General features: G+C 69.6%; 14 protein-coding genes and 1 pseudogene. 2 read left to right on the top strand and 13 right to left on the bottom strand.

Going from position 1 to position 14,557, the window contains the following annotated elements:
• The 3 genes from A3ES_RS49910 to A3ES_RS55755 form a co-directional block, all read right to left on the bottom strand.
• A partial coding sequence (locus A3ES_RS49910; RefSeq protein ID WP_020392089.1) for a transposase occupies positions 1-166 on the bottom strand: 166 nt, incomplete at its 3' end.
• A 491-nt stretch (positions 167-657) separates the two neighbouring features.
• Positions 658-1,056 carry a P-loop nucleotide/nucleoside kinase family protein gene (locus tag A3ES_RS57315; RefSeq protein WP_202806680.1) on the bottom strand — a complete coding sequence of 133 codons (399 nt, stop codon included), beginning with the start codon at positions 1,054-1,056 and terminating at the stop codon, positions 658-660.
• A 242-nt stretch (positions 1,057-1,298) separates the two neighbouring features.
• Complete coding sequence (locus tag A3ES_RS55755) at positions 1,299-1,487, bottom strand: response regulator transcription factor (RefSeq protein WP_020392087.1); 189 nt, start codon at positions 1,485-1,487, stop codon at positions 1,299-1,301.
• 415 nt (positions 1,488-1,902) lie between these two features.
• Between A3ES_RS55755 and A3ES_RS57310 the strand changes: the two are divergent.
• Together A3ES_RS57310 and A3ES_RS55745 are read left to right on the top strand one after the other, a co-directional pair.
• Positions 1,903-2,388, top strand: a pseudogene (locus tag A3ES_RS57310) (dihydroxy-acid dehydratase domain-containing protein); the annotation flags it as partial.
• Entirely contained in the window at positions 2,313-2,516 is a 204-nt protein-coding gene (locus A3ES_RS55745; RefSeq protein WP_020392086.1) for a dihydroxy-acid dehydratase domain-containing protein, read from the top strand. The pseudogene A3ES_RS57310 and the gene A3ES_RS55745, both read left to right, overlap by 76 nt.
• A gap of 345 nt (positions 2,517-2,861) precedes the next feature.
• Here A3ES_RS55745 and A3ES_RS0138020 read toward each other — a convergent pair whose 3' ends face one another.
• From A3ES_RS0138020 to A3ES_RS0137975, 10 genes are all read right to left on the bottom strand, one after another.
• Positions 2,862-4,217 (bottom strand): M20/M25/M40 family metallo-hydrolase, encoded by a 1,356-nt coding sequence (locus A3ES_RS0138020; RefSeq protein ID WP_020392085.1) that lies wholly within the window; start codon positions 4,215-4,217, stop codon positions 2,862-2,864.
• On the bottom strand, positions 4,214-5,266 hold the full coding sequence (locus A3ES_RS0138015; protein ID WP_020392084.1) for a branched-chain amino acid aminotransferase: 1,053 nt from the start codon (positions 5,264-5,266) through the stop codon (positions 4,214-4,216). The genes A3ES_RS0138020 and A3ES_RS0138015 overlap by 4 nt, the downstream gene beginning before the upstream one ends.
• A gap of 5 nt (positions 5,267-5,271) precedes the next feature.
• Positions 5,272-6,378: a threonine aldolase family protein gene (locus A3ES_RS49895; RefSeq protein ID WP_202806679.1), complete on the bottom strand. Its 1,107-nt coding sequence runs from the start codon at positions 6,376-6,378 to the stop codon at positions 5,272-5,274.
• On the bottom strand, positions 6,375-7,094 hold the full coding sequence (locus A3ES_RS49890) for an HpcH/HpaI aldolase family protein (RefSeq protein WP_083933956.1): 720 nt from the start codon (positions 7,092-7,094) through the stop codon (positions 6,375-6,377). The genes A3ES_RS49895 and A3ES_RS49890 overlap by 4 nt, the downstream gene beginning before the upstream one ends.
• Entirely contained in the window at positions 7,091-7,810 is a 720-nt protein-coding gene (locus A3ES_RS0138000; protein WP_020392081.1) for an aspartate/glutamate racemase family protein, read from the bottom strand. Before A3ES_RS0138000 ends, A3ES_RS49890 begins: the two co-directional genes overlap by 4 nt.
• 105 nt (positions 7,811-7,915) lie before the next feature.
• The gene (locus A3ES_RS0137995; RefSeq protein ID WP_020392080.1) at positions 7,916-9,427 is read right to left on the bottom strand and encodes a helix-turn-helix domain-containing protein; all 1,512 of its coding nucleotides are present in this window, start codon (positions 9,425-9,427) and stop codon (positions 7,916-7,918) included.
• The gene (locus tag A3ES_RS0137990) at positions 9,424-10,485 is read right to left on the bottom strand and encodes a DUF917 domain-containing protein (RefSeq protein ID WP_020392079.1); all 1,062 of its coding nucleotides are present in this window, start codon (positions 10,483-10,485) and stop codon (positions 9,424-9,426) included. Before A3ES_RS0137990 ends, A3ES_RS0137995 begins: the two co-directional genes overlap by 4 nt.
• A gap of 18 nt (positions 10,486-10,503) precedes the next feature.
• Positions 10,504-11,568, bottom strand: a complete 1,065-nt coding sequence (locus A3ES_RS0137985) for a DUF917 domain-containing protein (protein ID WP_020392078.1) — start codon at positions 11,566-11,568, stop codon at positions 10,504-10,506.
• The gene (locus A3ES_RS0137980) at positions 11,561-13,123 is read right to left on the bottom strand and encodes a hydantoinase/oxoprolinase N-terminal domain-containing protein (protein ID WP_020392077.1); all 1,563 of its coding nucleotides are present in this window, start codon (positions 13,121-13,123) and stop codon (positions 11,561-11,563) included. The genes A3ES_RS0137985 and A3ES_RS0137980 overlap by 8 nt, the downstream gene beginning before the upstream one ends.
• Before the next feature lie 20 nt (positions 13,124-13,143).
• A complete protein-coding gene (locus tag A3ES_RS0137975; protein ID WP_020392076.1) occupies positions 13,144-14,490 on the bottom strand; it encodes a purine-cytosine permease family protein in 1,347 nt (448 codons plus the stop codon).
• Positions 14,491-14,557 lie beyond the last annotated feature (67 nt).

Below are 14,557 nucleotides of genomic sequence, written 5' to 3'. Positions count from 1 at the left end.
CGGCGGTCGTCTTCTTGCCCGTCCCATACAGGTCGACCCAGCGTGCCAGGGTCGCCCGCTCGATCCCGAGATCGGCTGCGATCCCACGCAGCGTCGCTCCCGGAGTGGACTCGTACAAGTCGACGGCCTGCCGACGGAACTCCTCGGAGTAGTTCTTGCGGGCCATGGTCCTGATCATCTCGCTTCCCCAGCACATGGCTGGATTCAGCGTGTCCAAGAACCAGGGTCAGGGCCCGCGTTCACACGGCTGGTGGCTCGGCCGGCCATGCGGCAATACGCCTTCGCCGCGCTGGTACTCGTCGGTGTGCTCGCGGCCGGCACCCTGACAGCGCTGGAGCTGACTGGCGCGAATTCCCCCACGACGACGGCGGTCGGCACCTGCACCGTCGGGCCGCGGACTCGACCAACTACGCGCCTATGTCACCAGCCCGGAGGGTACCCGCATCGTCGGCGGGCCTGCGTCACAAAAGCAACAGCTCAAAGCCATCCACGCCTTCAACACACTGACCTGTACGACCTTCGATCTCGCCGCCCTGCAGCAGTTCTCCACCGACTGGTTCAACGACCCACGATCCCAGTGACCAAAGGCCCATAACCTTTTCGACAACCGCGCCGACCCTGGCCGGGCCGAACCATCAGCAGATGGACCTGCCGGGGTCACGGTTCGTGTGGGCGAGGCGAGTTGGTGGCGGCGTTCCGGTCAGGCAAGGATGGCCAGCGCCGCGAGGCCCACTCCGACCATGTCGCATGCTCTGGTGGGACGGGTGGGATCTGAGAACCTCGCAGTTCTTCGTCGTCCGGTGCTTGAAACTGAGTCCGCCAATGCTCGAGTTCATCGGCGCTCATGTGGAAGGTGTGATCGGGCGTGGTTGCGAACCGATGGGTGACGCGCCTGCGCTGCTCATCGGGGTCGATCGGCAGGTAGACAACCTGGCTACGTGCGCCGACGGCGGCGGCGATCCAGCGGAGCGCTGATCGTTCATCCTTTCCCCAGAAGCCGAAGTCGAAGACGACGGTCGTGCCGAGCTCCGCGGCCCGTATGCCGAGCTCAATCAACTGCCTTCAACAAGGTCACGCATGTCTGGCGGGTTTCGATCGCCGAACAGCACGATCTGCCACTCGTCTGGTGAAACCAAGCTGCTCGACGCCGTCCGCCAGCGGTTCCAAATCGCTGTCAGGCTGAAGCGTGCAGGTGATCCAATTGGCCTCCTGACACTGCACCGTCGGCGGCCAAACGCTGGGACGCTGCTGCTCGTACAGGCGCTTGCTATACGCCGGCGATTCGCGGGTAGTTGCAGCTAGGGCGTCTGGTGGGTTGCGGGGCGGATGAGGCCGGATTCGTAGGCGAGGATGACGACCTGGATGCGGTCTCGGAGGCCGAGTTTCATCAGTAGGCGTTTGACGTGGGTGCGGATGGTGGATTCCTCCACGATGAGTTCGGTGGCGATTTCGCGGTTGGTGAGTCCGCGGGCCAGTTGGGTGAACACCTCTCGCTCGCGGGCGTCAGGGCGGCGAGCCGGTCGATGGCCAGGGATCGGTGAGGGTCGGTGAGCTGGCGACGTGGTCGATCAGCAGTCTGGTCACCGAGGGGGACAGCAGGGCGTCGCCGACGTGGACGGTGTGGACGGCGGCGATGAGGTCCTCGGGGCGGGTTCGTTTGACCAGGAAGCCGGATGCGCCCGCGCGCAGCGCCTTGCATATAGCGGGTGCAACCTTTGCCGAGATCGGCCGCGAGTGCGGTTGTGATTGGCGAACTGTGAGGAAGTATCTGGCCGAGGTTCCCCCTCGGTCCGGCCGAGTTGATGGCAGCGGCTTCCGCGGACATCCCGGCAATCTCTCTGGTGGTCGGCCCGATGATGACCGGCACCTGGCGCGGCGAGCGGCTCGGCGCATGTACAGACTGTCGCCGCCTGTGGGGGGGAGTATCGCGGCGGAGTGCTCGATGAAGACGAGATCACCGAAGTGGGCACCGAACTGTGCCCCACGGCAGGCACATGCATGGTGATGGGAACCGCCTCCACCATGGGCTGCGTCCTCGAAGCGCTCGGCATGACGCTCCCACGTGCAGGAACCGCACCAGCCGTCTCGTCCGAGCGTCTCCGCTTGGGAGTGGCGACGGGACGTCGAGCTGTCGACCTTGTCCACGAGGACCTTCGACCATCGGCCGTCATGACACGGGCAGTGTTCCACAATGCCATGGTGGCTCTGTCGGCGGTCTCAGGGGCGACGAACGCGATCATCCACCTCACCGCCATCGCCAGACGGCTGGGCATCTGTCCATCGACGACTTCCACGCTGTTGGCCAAACGGTTGTGCTTCATGCCGCACCCGAGGCCGCGCGCGGTGGGCCGCTGGCCTTGGTTCGCGACGGAGACATCATCGAGCTGAACGTCGAGGCGCAACGGATTGACCTTCTGGTCGACGACGAGGAGCTGGCGGCGTCGCGTGGATGGCGCCGGCTCTACGCCGAGCGTGTGCCACAGGCCGATCTGGGCGCAGATCTAGATTTTCTGTGATCCGGCGTTCCATCCAGCACTGCTAATTCAGCTCAGCGAAGCGCTGTGCTCGACCTGCAAGCACGCCCGGGCGGTCAAGGCGGACGTGATGTGCGAGGACGTCGCGCGCATTGTGCGCATCGCCCGGTCGCGCGGTCCCCAACGGTGAGATCGACACGCTGGTGAAGAGTTCGAAGTGGTCTACCGGGTCGCCGATGGGCCGCGGTCCGGTGGCGGACGGCACGATTCACCGCGTTGACCACGAACTTCGAGGACCTCGGCGGGCTGCGGCAGTCGCCCGATCTCGCCGTACAGCCGTGGTCGTCGGCATGCCGACCTGGCGACCGGGGGCATCTTGTGGGGTGTTCAGGTGTCAGGTTGGTCGGCGAGCAGGCGGAGTAGGAGTGCTTCTGCTACGCAGGCGTTGCGGAAGTCGGTGAGGTGGAGGCTTTCGTTGGGGCCGTGGGCTCGGGTGTCGGGGTCTTCGACTCCGGTGACGAGGATGGCGGCCTCGGGGAACGCCTCGTGGAAGTGGTGGACCAGGGGGAGTGTGCCGCCGCAGCCGATCTCGACCGGTTCCCTGCCGTTCCAGGCCAGGCGTAGGGCCTCGAGTGCTGCTGCCCGGATGGTGCTCGGGGCATCGACGAAGGCGGGGTGGGCGGATGCGCCGCGGCTGGCGGAGAGGTGGGCGCCGTACGGGACGTTGGATTGAAGGTGGTCGGTGAGCGCGGCCTGGGCGCGGTCGGGGTCGTCGCCTGGTGCGAGTCGGACGGAGATCTTGGCGCGGGCGACGGCCGCGAGCGTGTTGGCGGCGCCGTCGACGGGAGGCGCGTCGATTCCGGTGATCGTGATCGCGGGGCGGTTCCAGAGGCTGTCCGCCAAGGTGCCGGTCCCCGTCGGGCTGACGCCGTTGAGGAGCCCGGCGTCGGTCCGGAACCGGTCCGGGTCGTAGTCGACCGTTGGGTGGTTCGGGCCGTCGGTCAGACCGGCGACGGCTACCGACCCATCCGGGCCGTGCAGCGACGCCAGAGTGGGGATTAGAGCCATCAGTGCGTCGGGTACCGCGCCGCCCCACGCGCCGGAGTGCAGCGGATGGTCAAGGGTCCGTACTTCTACCACGAGCTCGATGAGGCCGCGCAGGGACACCGTGAGTGCGGGAGTGCCGACGGCCCAGTTGACGGCGTCCGCGATGACGATCACGTCAGCGGCGAGGCGGTCGCGGTGGATGGCGAGCAGGTCGGCCAGGGTGGGGGAGCCGATCTCCTCCTCGCCGTCCACCAGGACCGTGACCGAGACGGGAAGGTCATTGCCATGGGCAAGCACCGCCGCGAGGTGGACGGCGAGTCCGGCCTTGTCGTCGGCCGCTCCCCGTCCGACCAGCCGGTCACCGCGGTACGTCGCCTCGAACGGCGGGTTGTCCCACTGTGCCGGATCACCGATCGGTTGTACGTCGTGATGTGCGTAGAGCAGGACCCTCGGCGCGCCCGCCGGACCCGGGCGATGGGCGATCACCGACGGAAGACCGCCGGCGGTGACGATGTCGGCGGCGAGACCCGCGGACTCCAGGAGTGCGGCCGACGCCTCGGCACTCCGGCGTACGTCGGTCGCGTGGTCCGGGCTGCTGCTGATCGACGGAATGCCGACCAGCGAGACCAGGTCGGCGAGCACCTGCGGCAGCCAGGCGTCGACGCGGTCGGCGAGGGACGGCGACGTGCCGATCACCGGACCGGCCGCATCCAGCCGTGCCGATCAGGGGCCGTGCCCTTCTGGATCGCCAGCAGCTCGGTTCGCAGCCTGGTCGACCACCGTCCCGGCGTACCGTCGCCGATGACGAACTCGCCGGCGGCGTCGCGGACCCGGCCGATCGGGGTCACCACAGCTGCTGTGCCGCAAGCGAACGATTCGACCACGGAGCCCTTGCGGCTTCCGTCGCGCCACTCCGCGAGCGTGACCGGGCGCTCCTCGACGCGCAGGCCGAGATCGGCCGCCAAGGTGAGGATCGAGGCGCGGGTGATGCCATGCAGGATGGTGTCAGACAGGGGCGGCGTCACCAACGTGGTACCGCCCGGATCGTCGCGGACCAGGAAGAGGTTCATCCCGCCGAGCTCCTCAAGGTAGCGGTGTTCGCGGGCGTCGAGGAACACGACCTGGTCGGCGCCGTGCGCCGCGGCCGAGCGCTGGACGGCCATACCGGCGGCGTAGTTCCCGGCGCACTTGGCGTTGCCGGTGCCGCCGGGATGGGCCCGCGGCAGGTCCTCGGATACCCAGACTGTGATCGCGGGGAAGTCGCCGGCGAAGTACGGCCCGGAGGGGGAGCCGATCACCAGGAAGAGGTACTCCTCGGCCGGTCTCGTGCCGAGGGTCACCTCGGTCGCGATCATCAGCGGCCGCAGGTACAGGCTGTGTCCGGGCCGGTCGGGCACCTGAGCGCGGTCGGTGGACACCAGCAGCGAGACGCATTCGAGGAAGTCGTCCACGGGCAGCTCCGGCATGGCCATCCGTTCCGCCGACAGCTGGAACCGCCGGGCGTTGAGCTCCGGGCGGAACAGCCGGATCTCGCCATCGGCGTGCGGGTACGCCTTGAGCCCTTCGAAGATCGCCTGGCCGTAGTGGAGCACCATCGTCGCGGGGCTCAGGGATAGGTTGTGGAACCGCCGGACCTGCGGCCGCTCCCAGCCGCCGGGAGTCCAGCTCATCGAGGTCAGGTGGTCGGTGAAGACCCGGCCGAAGCCGAGCCCGGTGCTGGGGGAGGTGGCAGAGGTGGTGGACATGGCGGTCAGGCTAGGTCTGCGTGAGCCGGGCCGGGATGGGCCTGTCGCACAGCCCGCCCTGCCGAAGCGGGCACGGTGCCCTCCGCCGCGGCGGCCAGGAAGGCGTCGACATCTGCCGCGTTCGTGTCGAACGCCGTCATCAGCCGTACGACGCCGCGCGCTTCGTCCCAGGTCGAGAACGAGTAGCTCTTCCGCAGCGACTGAGCCATACCGTCAGGCATTTGGACGAAGACCGCGTTCGCCTGCACCGGATGCACCACCGCTACGCCGGGCACACGGGCCAGCCCGGCAGCGAGCCGCTGGGCCATCTCGTTGGCGACCTCGGCGTTGCGCGCCCACAGGTCGCCGTCGAACAGCGCCACCAGTTGGGCCGAGATGAAGCGGGTCTTCGACGGCAGTTGGGTGCTGGCCTTCTTCAGGTACGGCAGGCCGTGAACGACGGCAGGGTCGAGCACGACGATGCAGTCACCGAACATTCCGCCGTTCTTGGTGGCGCCGAGCGAGAGTACGTCGACCCCGGCGGCCGTGGTGAGATCGGCGAGGGAGCAGCCGAGAGTGACAGCCGCGCTGGCCAGGCGAGCCCCGTCGACATGGACCGGCAGCCCGAGTCGGTGCGCCTCAGCGGTCAGCGCGCGCAGGTGCTCCAAGTCGTAACAGGTACCCAGCTCGGTGGCCTGGCTGAGCGAAAGCACACCCGGCTGGGCGCGGTGCCGGTTCGCCCTGTACGCCGCCACCGAGGCGAGGTCGGCCGGGTTGACCCGACCGTCGGGCGCGGGCAACGTGAGCAGCTTGAACCCATGGTGTTCGGGCGCCGCGCACTCGTCGGTGTGCAGGTGGGCGGACTCGGCGCAGACCACAGCTGCCCATCTCCCGGCCATCGCCTGCAGCGCGACGATGTTGGCGCCGGTCCCGTTGAACACCGGGAACGCCTGCGCGTTGGGGCCGAACTGGCGGCGGACCACTTCGCGAAGCCGCGCGGTGTAGACGTCGGCGCCGTAGCTGGGCTGGTGACCGCCGTTCGCCTCCACCAGCGCCGCCATCACCTCGGGGTGAACGCCCGCGCAGTTGTCGCTGCCGAAGTCGATCCAGGCGGAGTCGTGCAACCTCGTCACGACTGACCGGGGCCGAACAGGTGCCGGATGCCCGCCCGCAGCGCCGCGAGGTCGGTGTCGACGGCAACCAGTTCGGCGGCCGGGAGCCGAGCAGCGAGCTCGGTGTTGCCGGCGAACACGCCGGCGATCCGTTCGTGCCGATGTGCGGTCGTGATGACGGACTCGATGGCCGTGACGACCGCGGGTGCTACGACGCTCGGCTCTCCGAGTGAGAGCGCGAGGTCGTACGGACCGACGAAGATCCCGTCGATGCCGGCGACACCGGCGATCTCCTCCAGCGCGGCAAGACCGGACGCGGTCTCCACCATGGGCAAGAGCAAGGGCTGGGGATTGCCGAGGACACCGGCGCGCGATACGCCCGTACTGCGGGCTCCGACGGGCGGTGGGTTGGACGCGGATACCAGGGCCATCGCCTGGTCGGCTGATTCGACCGCGGGGACGATGATGCCGTCGACGCCGGTGTCGAGAACGCGGGCGATGTGGCTGGGGTCATGGCCGGCCAACCGCGCCAGCACAGGCACGGGGCTGACTCGCAGCAGCGGCGACAACTCCTCCGCGGTGAGATCACCGTGCTGCAGGTCGACGCCCAGCCAGTCCGCGGCCCCGACCCCGGCGAGCTCCACGGCGTACGGCGTGAGGCACGTGAGCCAGAGGCCGCGAAGGTGGACGCCTCCCACCCCCGCAATGCGGAGGTGGGAGGCGAAAGGGGTTGTCATACAGCGCGGTCCTTCGCCGGCGGCGGCATGTACGTCGTACGGCTCGGGGTGAGCCCCATCCGCACGGAGCTCTCCAGCCAGGTGATCGCGGCGCCGGTCGGATCCACCACCGGTACGTCGAGGCCCTTGTCGGCCAGGCGCTGCCGCAACTCGCCTGCGACGCCCAGCATGCCAGTACACCCGAGGACGATCACGTCGGCCTCACGCTTGCTGATCGCGTCGGACGCCTGCTCGAACAGCCGGTCCAGCAGGATGTCGTGATCTTCCAGGCCCAGCACGGGGAGGTCGACGACCCGGATGGTGCCGATCCGGCGCTCGATCGTGTAGCGGCGTGCGAGCGAGTGCAGCATGGGCAGGACGTTGGGCAGCACGGTGATGATGCCGGCCTTCTCGCCCAGGCTCAGTGCGGTGAGCATGGCCGGCTCGAAGCCCCCCACGACCGGTGCGTCGATGATCTCGCGGGCCGCGTGCACGCCGGGGTCGCCGAAGCAGGTGATGAACACACCATCGACCCCGTCGGCGCGGGCTTCGTCGATCCGCTGCAGGATGCCAGGGGCGGAGAGTGCCTCGTCGTACTCGGACTCGATGCTGGCCGTGCCGCGCTCGAGGGACACACAGTCGATCGTGGTGCCCGGTGCGGCCCACGACTCGGCCTCGCTGCGGACGTGGTCGAGCAGGGACTCGCCGATGACGGGGAGGATGACCCGGATGTGCATCTCACATCTCCTTCGGTAGGTGTGCCTGCACGCTAGAACGGCGGTCGGCGGGGCGGTATGTGCACAACGCTTGGTCGCCGGGCCCGACTTGTGCAGTAGGCCACGTCACACTCCCAGCGCCCGGCAGGCTACCTGCAGGGCGAGCCGCTGGCTGGGGTCGTCGAGGTCGATGCCGAGCCGCTCGCGCACCTGCTGCACGCGAATCGTGACGGTGTTGCGGTGCACTTTTAACACCTGTGCGGTGAGGATGACGGACCCGCCGCTCTCCAGGTAGGCCCGCAGTGTGGTCAGGAGCGTGGTCGAGTCCCGCAGCGGAGCCAGTGCCGACTCGGCGAAGGCCCGGGTCACGTCGGACCGCTGCCAGGTGGCCAGCAGCCGGGCCACCCCCAGCTCGTCGGAGTGTTCGACCGCCGGCCGGAAGTCATGGCTGCGAGCGAGGTCGGCGGCATCCCTTGCCTCTGACAACGTGTCGGCGAGACCGCTCGGGCCACGGTGCGGCCTGCCGATCCCGGCCACGATCCCACAGTCGTGCGGCAGCGCGGCGCTGACCACCCGCACCGCACGGAGCAGCCGGCGTGCGTGCTCCGGTGCTGGCTCGCGGTTGGTGCTGGTCCAGAGCGCCCAGCCGTCGCCTCGGTTCACCGCGGTCACGACGGGTACCCCCTGTCGGTCGAGGCCTGCGATGAGTTGCTTGGTCACCCGGTCGCGCTCCGCCGGGAGGGCGGATCTGTCGGCGATGACGTGCAGGCCCACATGCCAGTCCTGCAGTCGCCAGCCGAGCGAGACGGCGCCCTCGACGACGTCGCGGCTGACCGAGTCGCGGCCGGTGATGATCTCCGACAGCAACTGGGCCTGGAACACCTGGTCCCGGTCCGCCTGGGCGCGCTGGCTGGAAAGCCATGAGCGGACGAACGGCTCCGTCATAGTCAGCCCCACCGCGAGCACGTCGAGCCGGGAGTCGGCCGCGCGATCGAACGGGCAGGCCAGCCAGGCGGCCAGCCGGTTGACGTCGGGGTCGAGCACCGGGTGGACGAGTAGATGGTCGGAGCGCTGCGGTACCGGCTGGTCCAGATGCAGGCCGGGGTCGAGGTCGACCGGGTCGCCCAGGATGCAGATGCCGTCCGACGTCACCAGAGACAGTCGTACCGACAACACCGACTCGGCCGCGTGGAGGATGTCGGAACCGTTGCGCTTGGTGCTGAGCTGACGCAGCAGCCTTTCGACGGTCCGGGCCCTCACCTGCTCGGGCGCCCGGACCCGGATGGTCAGGTCCTGCATCAGGCGCACCGGGTCCGTGTTCTCCAGCCATAGCACGGGGATCCGCAGCCGGTCGGCCAGGCGGATGCTCGACAGCAGCGGGTGGACCGAACCGGCGACGATCAACAGACCTACCGCTCCGGCCTGCTGGGCTCGCCGGACCAACGCGTCCAGCCGGTACGGCGGGCTCACGTGGCTCTCGGCACAGATGACTAGAGTGCCTTCCACCCCCTCGAGATCACCCGCGAACCAGTGCACGTCGTCCACCACGGACTCGGTGCCCGAAGCGCCGGCGACCACCCGCACACCCTGCAGCACCGGGTCCAGCAGCAGGTCCGCGATCCGCGGTGGACCGGTCACCGGGTCACCTCCAGGTCGAGGCCGAACCGGGCGAGACCGACGACCGGCGCAGCCTCGGCCGGCCAGTCGTGCAGCGGCGGCAGCGCGAACACCACCAGCGGCTGGCCGACCCGGAGTTGGTCGGTTCGCAGCGGTGTGTGGTTGCTCGGGTCCAGCGCGACTACGACATCCGGGGTCGCGGTCACGGTCGCACCGTCGCAGCTGACCGCGAGGAACTCGTCCTTGTGGTCGACGCGGGCCGTCGCCCCGGTGACGGGGTCACCGAGGGTGACGCAGCCGAGTTCGCCGCCGCGTCGCGGCCGGATCTCGTCGACCCGGCCGTCGAAGAGCAGCCTCCCGCCGAGCAGATCGATCATGGTCCGTACGTCGACCGCTCGCGGATCGAGGTACGCCGTACCGAGAGCGAGGCAGGCCGACAGGCTGCCGTGGACGCCGACCTGGTTGAGCACGGCCGCGGTCGTCGGGTAGAGCGCCACGGCCGCGGCGCCGCCCATGGCCACGGCCGTCGAGGTGAGGAGTGCCTGCGTCGTCCGGGCCGACCCTGTGGCCACCAGCACGGTGTCGCCGGCCGGTGACACCAGGGCCATCGGCGTCATCGGATGTCCGGCCACGGCCAAGGTGGTCTGGTCGATCAGCGGGAAAGCCCGGCCCATCAGGTCTCCGTCGACGACCGGCACTCCCAACCGAGCCGCGGCGAGTACGCCCATCAGCCCGTTGAGGCCACCGATCTCGATCACCCCGACCGCGCCGAGCCGTCCGCCTAGGTGGCCGACCACGGCCTGCGCCGCGAGTGCGAGGTCGCCCGGGTCGACCAGTCGCTCGGAGATCACATCAGGTCCGCCGACGACGCCCACGTGGACCACCAGCGTGTCCGGGGCGAGCACGGACGCCGGCAGCATTTCGATGGACCGGTCGCGGAGCAGGCCGCGCAGCAGTTGACGGCCGACGGATACGTCGCCGCCCCCTCCCGAACCCAGCAGGACGGCGCCGGCAGCGAGCGCGTCGACGTGCTCCGCGCGGATCCGCGGGAGCACGTCGTCGGACGGGTCGATGGTCACTCCTCGATGATGGCAGGATCAGACCGGTACGTACGCGTGGTCGTAGCCGAAGTACGCCGGACCGGCCAGCTGGAGGCCCTCCGGGCTGCGCCAGCGCGGGTCGCACGGCGCGACGAGCACGCTAACCCGCAGGCCGTACCGCAACGTCTCCGTGGTGACCGGCTCACCGGTGTCGGTGTCCAGGACGCAGATCAGGTCGGGCACGCTGGCGACCACCTCGTCACCGCGCTGGGCGACCAGGTTCTCGTTCTGGAAGGCGATCTCCATCCGGGCGCCCAGGTCCATCCCGAGGCCTTCGAGTACCGCGGTGCCGCGGGCGAAGCCGCCGGAGGTGCCGCGCCGGACGTCGACGAGCTTGCCCTGGAACACCTGCCGCCCGCCCAGGGTGGCGGCCGCCGCGGCCACCGGGTCGGTGTGGCTCTCGCTCGCCTCCCGGATCGCCGCGCCGATCCGCCGGCACAAGGTGATGGTGCCGTGCACCATGAAGTCCTTGAGCTGACGGCCGGTCAGCACGTACAGGCTGACCGCCGAGCTGCACCCCATCTCGATCGTCGCCGACCGGGCGAAGCGTTCTGCCCACGCGTTGTCGACGGTGCGCAGGCCGATGCTGTTGCCGCGCTCGTCGGCCAGCGCCATCGGGGTGGCCGCGATCCCGCCCAGCGTCGGCAGCAGCATCTGGAGCTCGGGGAACGCCCGGCCCATGCCATCGGCGTCCACCAGCGGCAGTCCCAGCTCGGCCGCGGTCGCGATCGGGATCATCGAGTTGAGCCCGCCGGCCTCGATCGACACCGTGTGCGTGGCCCGAGTTCCGATCAGCTTCTCGAGGGCCTGCAGGGCGGCGGTGAGCTCCTTGCCGGAGGGCAGCTTCTCCAGCATCACCGTCGGGGCGCCCATGAAGGCGGTGGGGATGACGACCGCGTCGTCCGGCAGTTCGCCGGGGTCGACCAGGCTGACGGGGCCGTGCCGGCGGATCGCCTCCTGGGCCAGCAGCCGGCCGACGTAGGGGTCTCCGCCGCCGCCGGTGCCGAGCACCGCGGCGCCCCGCGCCATGTCCTTCAGGTCTTCGACCTTCACCTCACGCATCGTCGCCTCCCAGGCTGAGCTCTCCGACTGCCTTGATCCGGATCCGGGTGGCGTTGCCCGGCAGATAGGCGAGCGGCACCTCCTCGACGTCGACGATCCGTACCGTGCCCGGCTTGGCGCCGGCGGCGACGGTCCGGTCGAGCGCTTCCTGGCGCGCCTCGTCGAGTACGGCATCGCGCTGGTTCGGGGCGACCGAGAAGACCCGGTCGACCTCGCCGCCCACCTCGGCGATGGCGGCGCCGATCGCGTTGGCGACCGCGTAGTGCTCGGGACGGACCACCGTGGAGGCTCCGGCGAGCTGGTCGGGGACCAGGATCGAGCCGCCGCCCACGGCGACGACGGGTATCGGCTCGGCCGAGATCCGCATCCGGTCGACCACTTCCGCCATCCGGCCGGCGACCTGGTCGAGCGCGGCCCGGACGAAGGCCCGGTCCAGCCGAGCCACGCGGCCGGGGTCCCCGATCTCGGTCAGGCCGGCGGCCACGGCCAGGTCGGTCGCGGTCAGCGTGTCGCCACCGAACACCAAGGCGCGCTCGGTCAACCGGTAACCGACGCTGCTCGGTCCCACCGACGGTGCGCCGGAATCGCCGGTGACCAGGCTGCCGCCGCCGATACCGACCGACAGGACGTCCGGCATCCGGAAGTTGGTCTGGACGTCGGCGACGGCCACGTCGGTGGACGCCTCCCGCGGGAAGCCGTGCTGGAGGACGCCGACATCGGTGGTGGTGCCGCCGACGTCGACCACCGCGCATTCGAGCCGGCCGGACAGGAACGCGGCTCCGCGCATCGAGTTGGTCGGGCCGGAGGCGAAGGTGGCGACGGGATAGCGGCGCGCGTAGTCGATGTCCATCAGGGTGCCGTCGTTCTGGCTCAGGAACACCGGCGCGGAGATTCCGGCGTCGGCGACACTGCGTGCCAGTCCGGTGGTGACCTGATCGGCGAGCTCGCGCAAGGCAGCGTTGATGATCGTGGCGTTCTCCCGGCCGAGGAGGCCCATCCGGCCGATCTCGTGGGACAGGCTGATCGGCCGGCCCGGCAGTTCCTCGGCGATGATCATGGCCGCCCGCTGCTCGAACTCGGCGTTGACAGGGGAGAAGACGGACGAGATCGCGAACGACCGCGCGCCGGCCTGGACGGCCTTGTCGAGGATCGCCCGGAACTCCTGCTCGTCGAACTCGTCGATCCGGCTGCCGTCGTACTCGTGGCCGCCGTGGCACAGGTAGCTGTGTCCGCCGATCGCGCCGCGCAGGCGCTCGGGCCAGTCCACCAGGGGCGGTAACGCGCTGGTCGCGGGCAGCCCGAACCGGATCGCCGCGGTNGGNGCGAGCCGATCGGCCTCGACCAGGGCGTTGATGAAGTGGGTGGTACCGATCATCACCGCCGCGACCTGCGCCGGGTCGAAGCCAGTGCTCGATCCCAGGTCCTGGATCGCGGTGACGATCCCGCCGGTGACGTCGGGTGTGGTCGGGGCCTTGGTGGCAGCCACCACCTGGCTTCCGTCGATGAGGACCGCGTCGGTGTTCGTGCCGCCGACGTCGATGCCTAGTCGCAACATGGGTTCTGCTTCCTTCGGTGTCAGCTGGCCCGGGAGGGCGCGGACGAGGGGTGGGGGACGAGGTGAGGCTGGGTGCTGGATCGCCCAACGCCGCGGACCAGGCCGAGGGCGTTGGCAGCGAGGTACAGCACGACGGCGACGACGACGGAGTTGATCGACGGCAGGCCCCAGGTGACGAAGTGACCGACCGCGGCGGCGGCCGCCCAGACGATCAGGCCGGTCGGCACCCAGGTGGGTGAGGTCGCGGGAAGCGCGCCGTGGGCGCGACTGGCGTCGAGGTCTGCCCGCCAGGTGCGGGTGAGGAAGTAGTCGGCCACCATGATGCCCGCGATCGGCGGGAACACTACGCCGAGCAGGACCAGGAAGTCGGTGAAGTTGTCGAGGATGCCGGCGGCGCCCAGGACCGAACCGGCGACGCCGACGACGACGGTCACCATGCCGCGGTGAACCCGGCGGCCGAAGACCTGGTCGACGAAGTTCACGATGCCCAGCGAGGAGGCGTACAGGTTCCAGTCGTTGATCTTGAGCGTCGCCGCGACGATGACCAGGGTGCCGAGGAAGCCGGACGTCGAGGTGACGATCGCGATCACGTCGTTCGTGCGCAGGGCCAGTGCCAGCAGGACGCCGATCAGGCCGATGACGTACTCGCCGAGCGAAATGCCGATCACGGTCTGCTTCACGACGTCGCCGGCGCTGCGGTTGAAACGGCTCATGTCGGGGGTGATCACGGCGCCGACGATGAAGCCACCAGCGACGATCGAGGTGCCCTGGAGCAGGGACAGTTGGGGACCGGCGGGCGCGGCCGCGAGTAGGCTGCCCAAGTCGTGGCGGGACAGTTCGACGACGATTGACCAGCCGGCCAGGACCAGGAACGCCGGCACGGTCACGTACGCCGTCCAGGCCATCGAGCCGAACCCGAACACCACGATGACGGTCACCACCAGGCCGAACAGCAGCGCCCAGCCCCAGGTCGGCAGCCCGCCGAGGAGGCTGCTCAGGCCGCGTGCCGACACCGCGTTCTGGATGCCGAACCAGCCGATCGCTGAGATGCTGATGGCGAGGCCGATCAGCGAGGAGCCGGCCCGGCCGAACCCGGTCCAGCGGGCCAGGACCGAGGTGGACAGTCCCTCGCGCTGGCCGGCGATGCCGGTGAAGATCGTGAGTACTTCGAGGACGACCGCGCCGAACGTGATGGCCAGCACCGCGTTCCAGAACGACATCCCGAAGCCGAGGGTGGCGCCGATCAGGAAGCTGGCCAGTGAGCTGAGCATCCCGAAGCGCTGAACCGCGATCGAGAACCAGTGATAGCGGCGGTCGTCGGGGACCCGGCTGAGCGCGAAGTCGTCGTGCTCGGTGGCGTTGTCCATGGGGACCTCCCAAGGTGGGGCTGGAATACTTCCCGACGCTAGGTCCGGCTGTGTCCCGGGTCAGTGG

The sequence above is a fragment of the Kribbella catacumbae DSM 19601 genome (assembly GCF_000372465.1).
Lineage (GTDB): Bacteria > Actinomycetota > Actinomycetes > Propionibacteriales > Kribbellaceae > Kribbella > Kribbella catacumbae.
The sequence above is the reverse complement of the archived record's forward strand: the minus strand, read 5'-3'. Positions and strand labels throughout refer to the sequence as shown.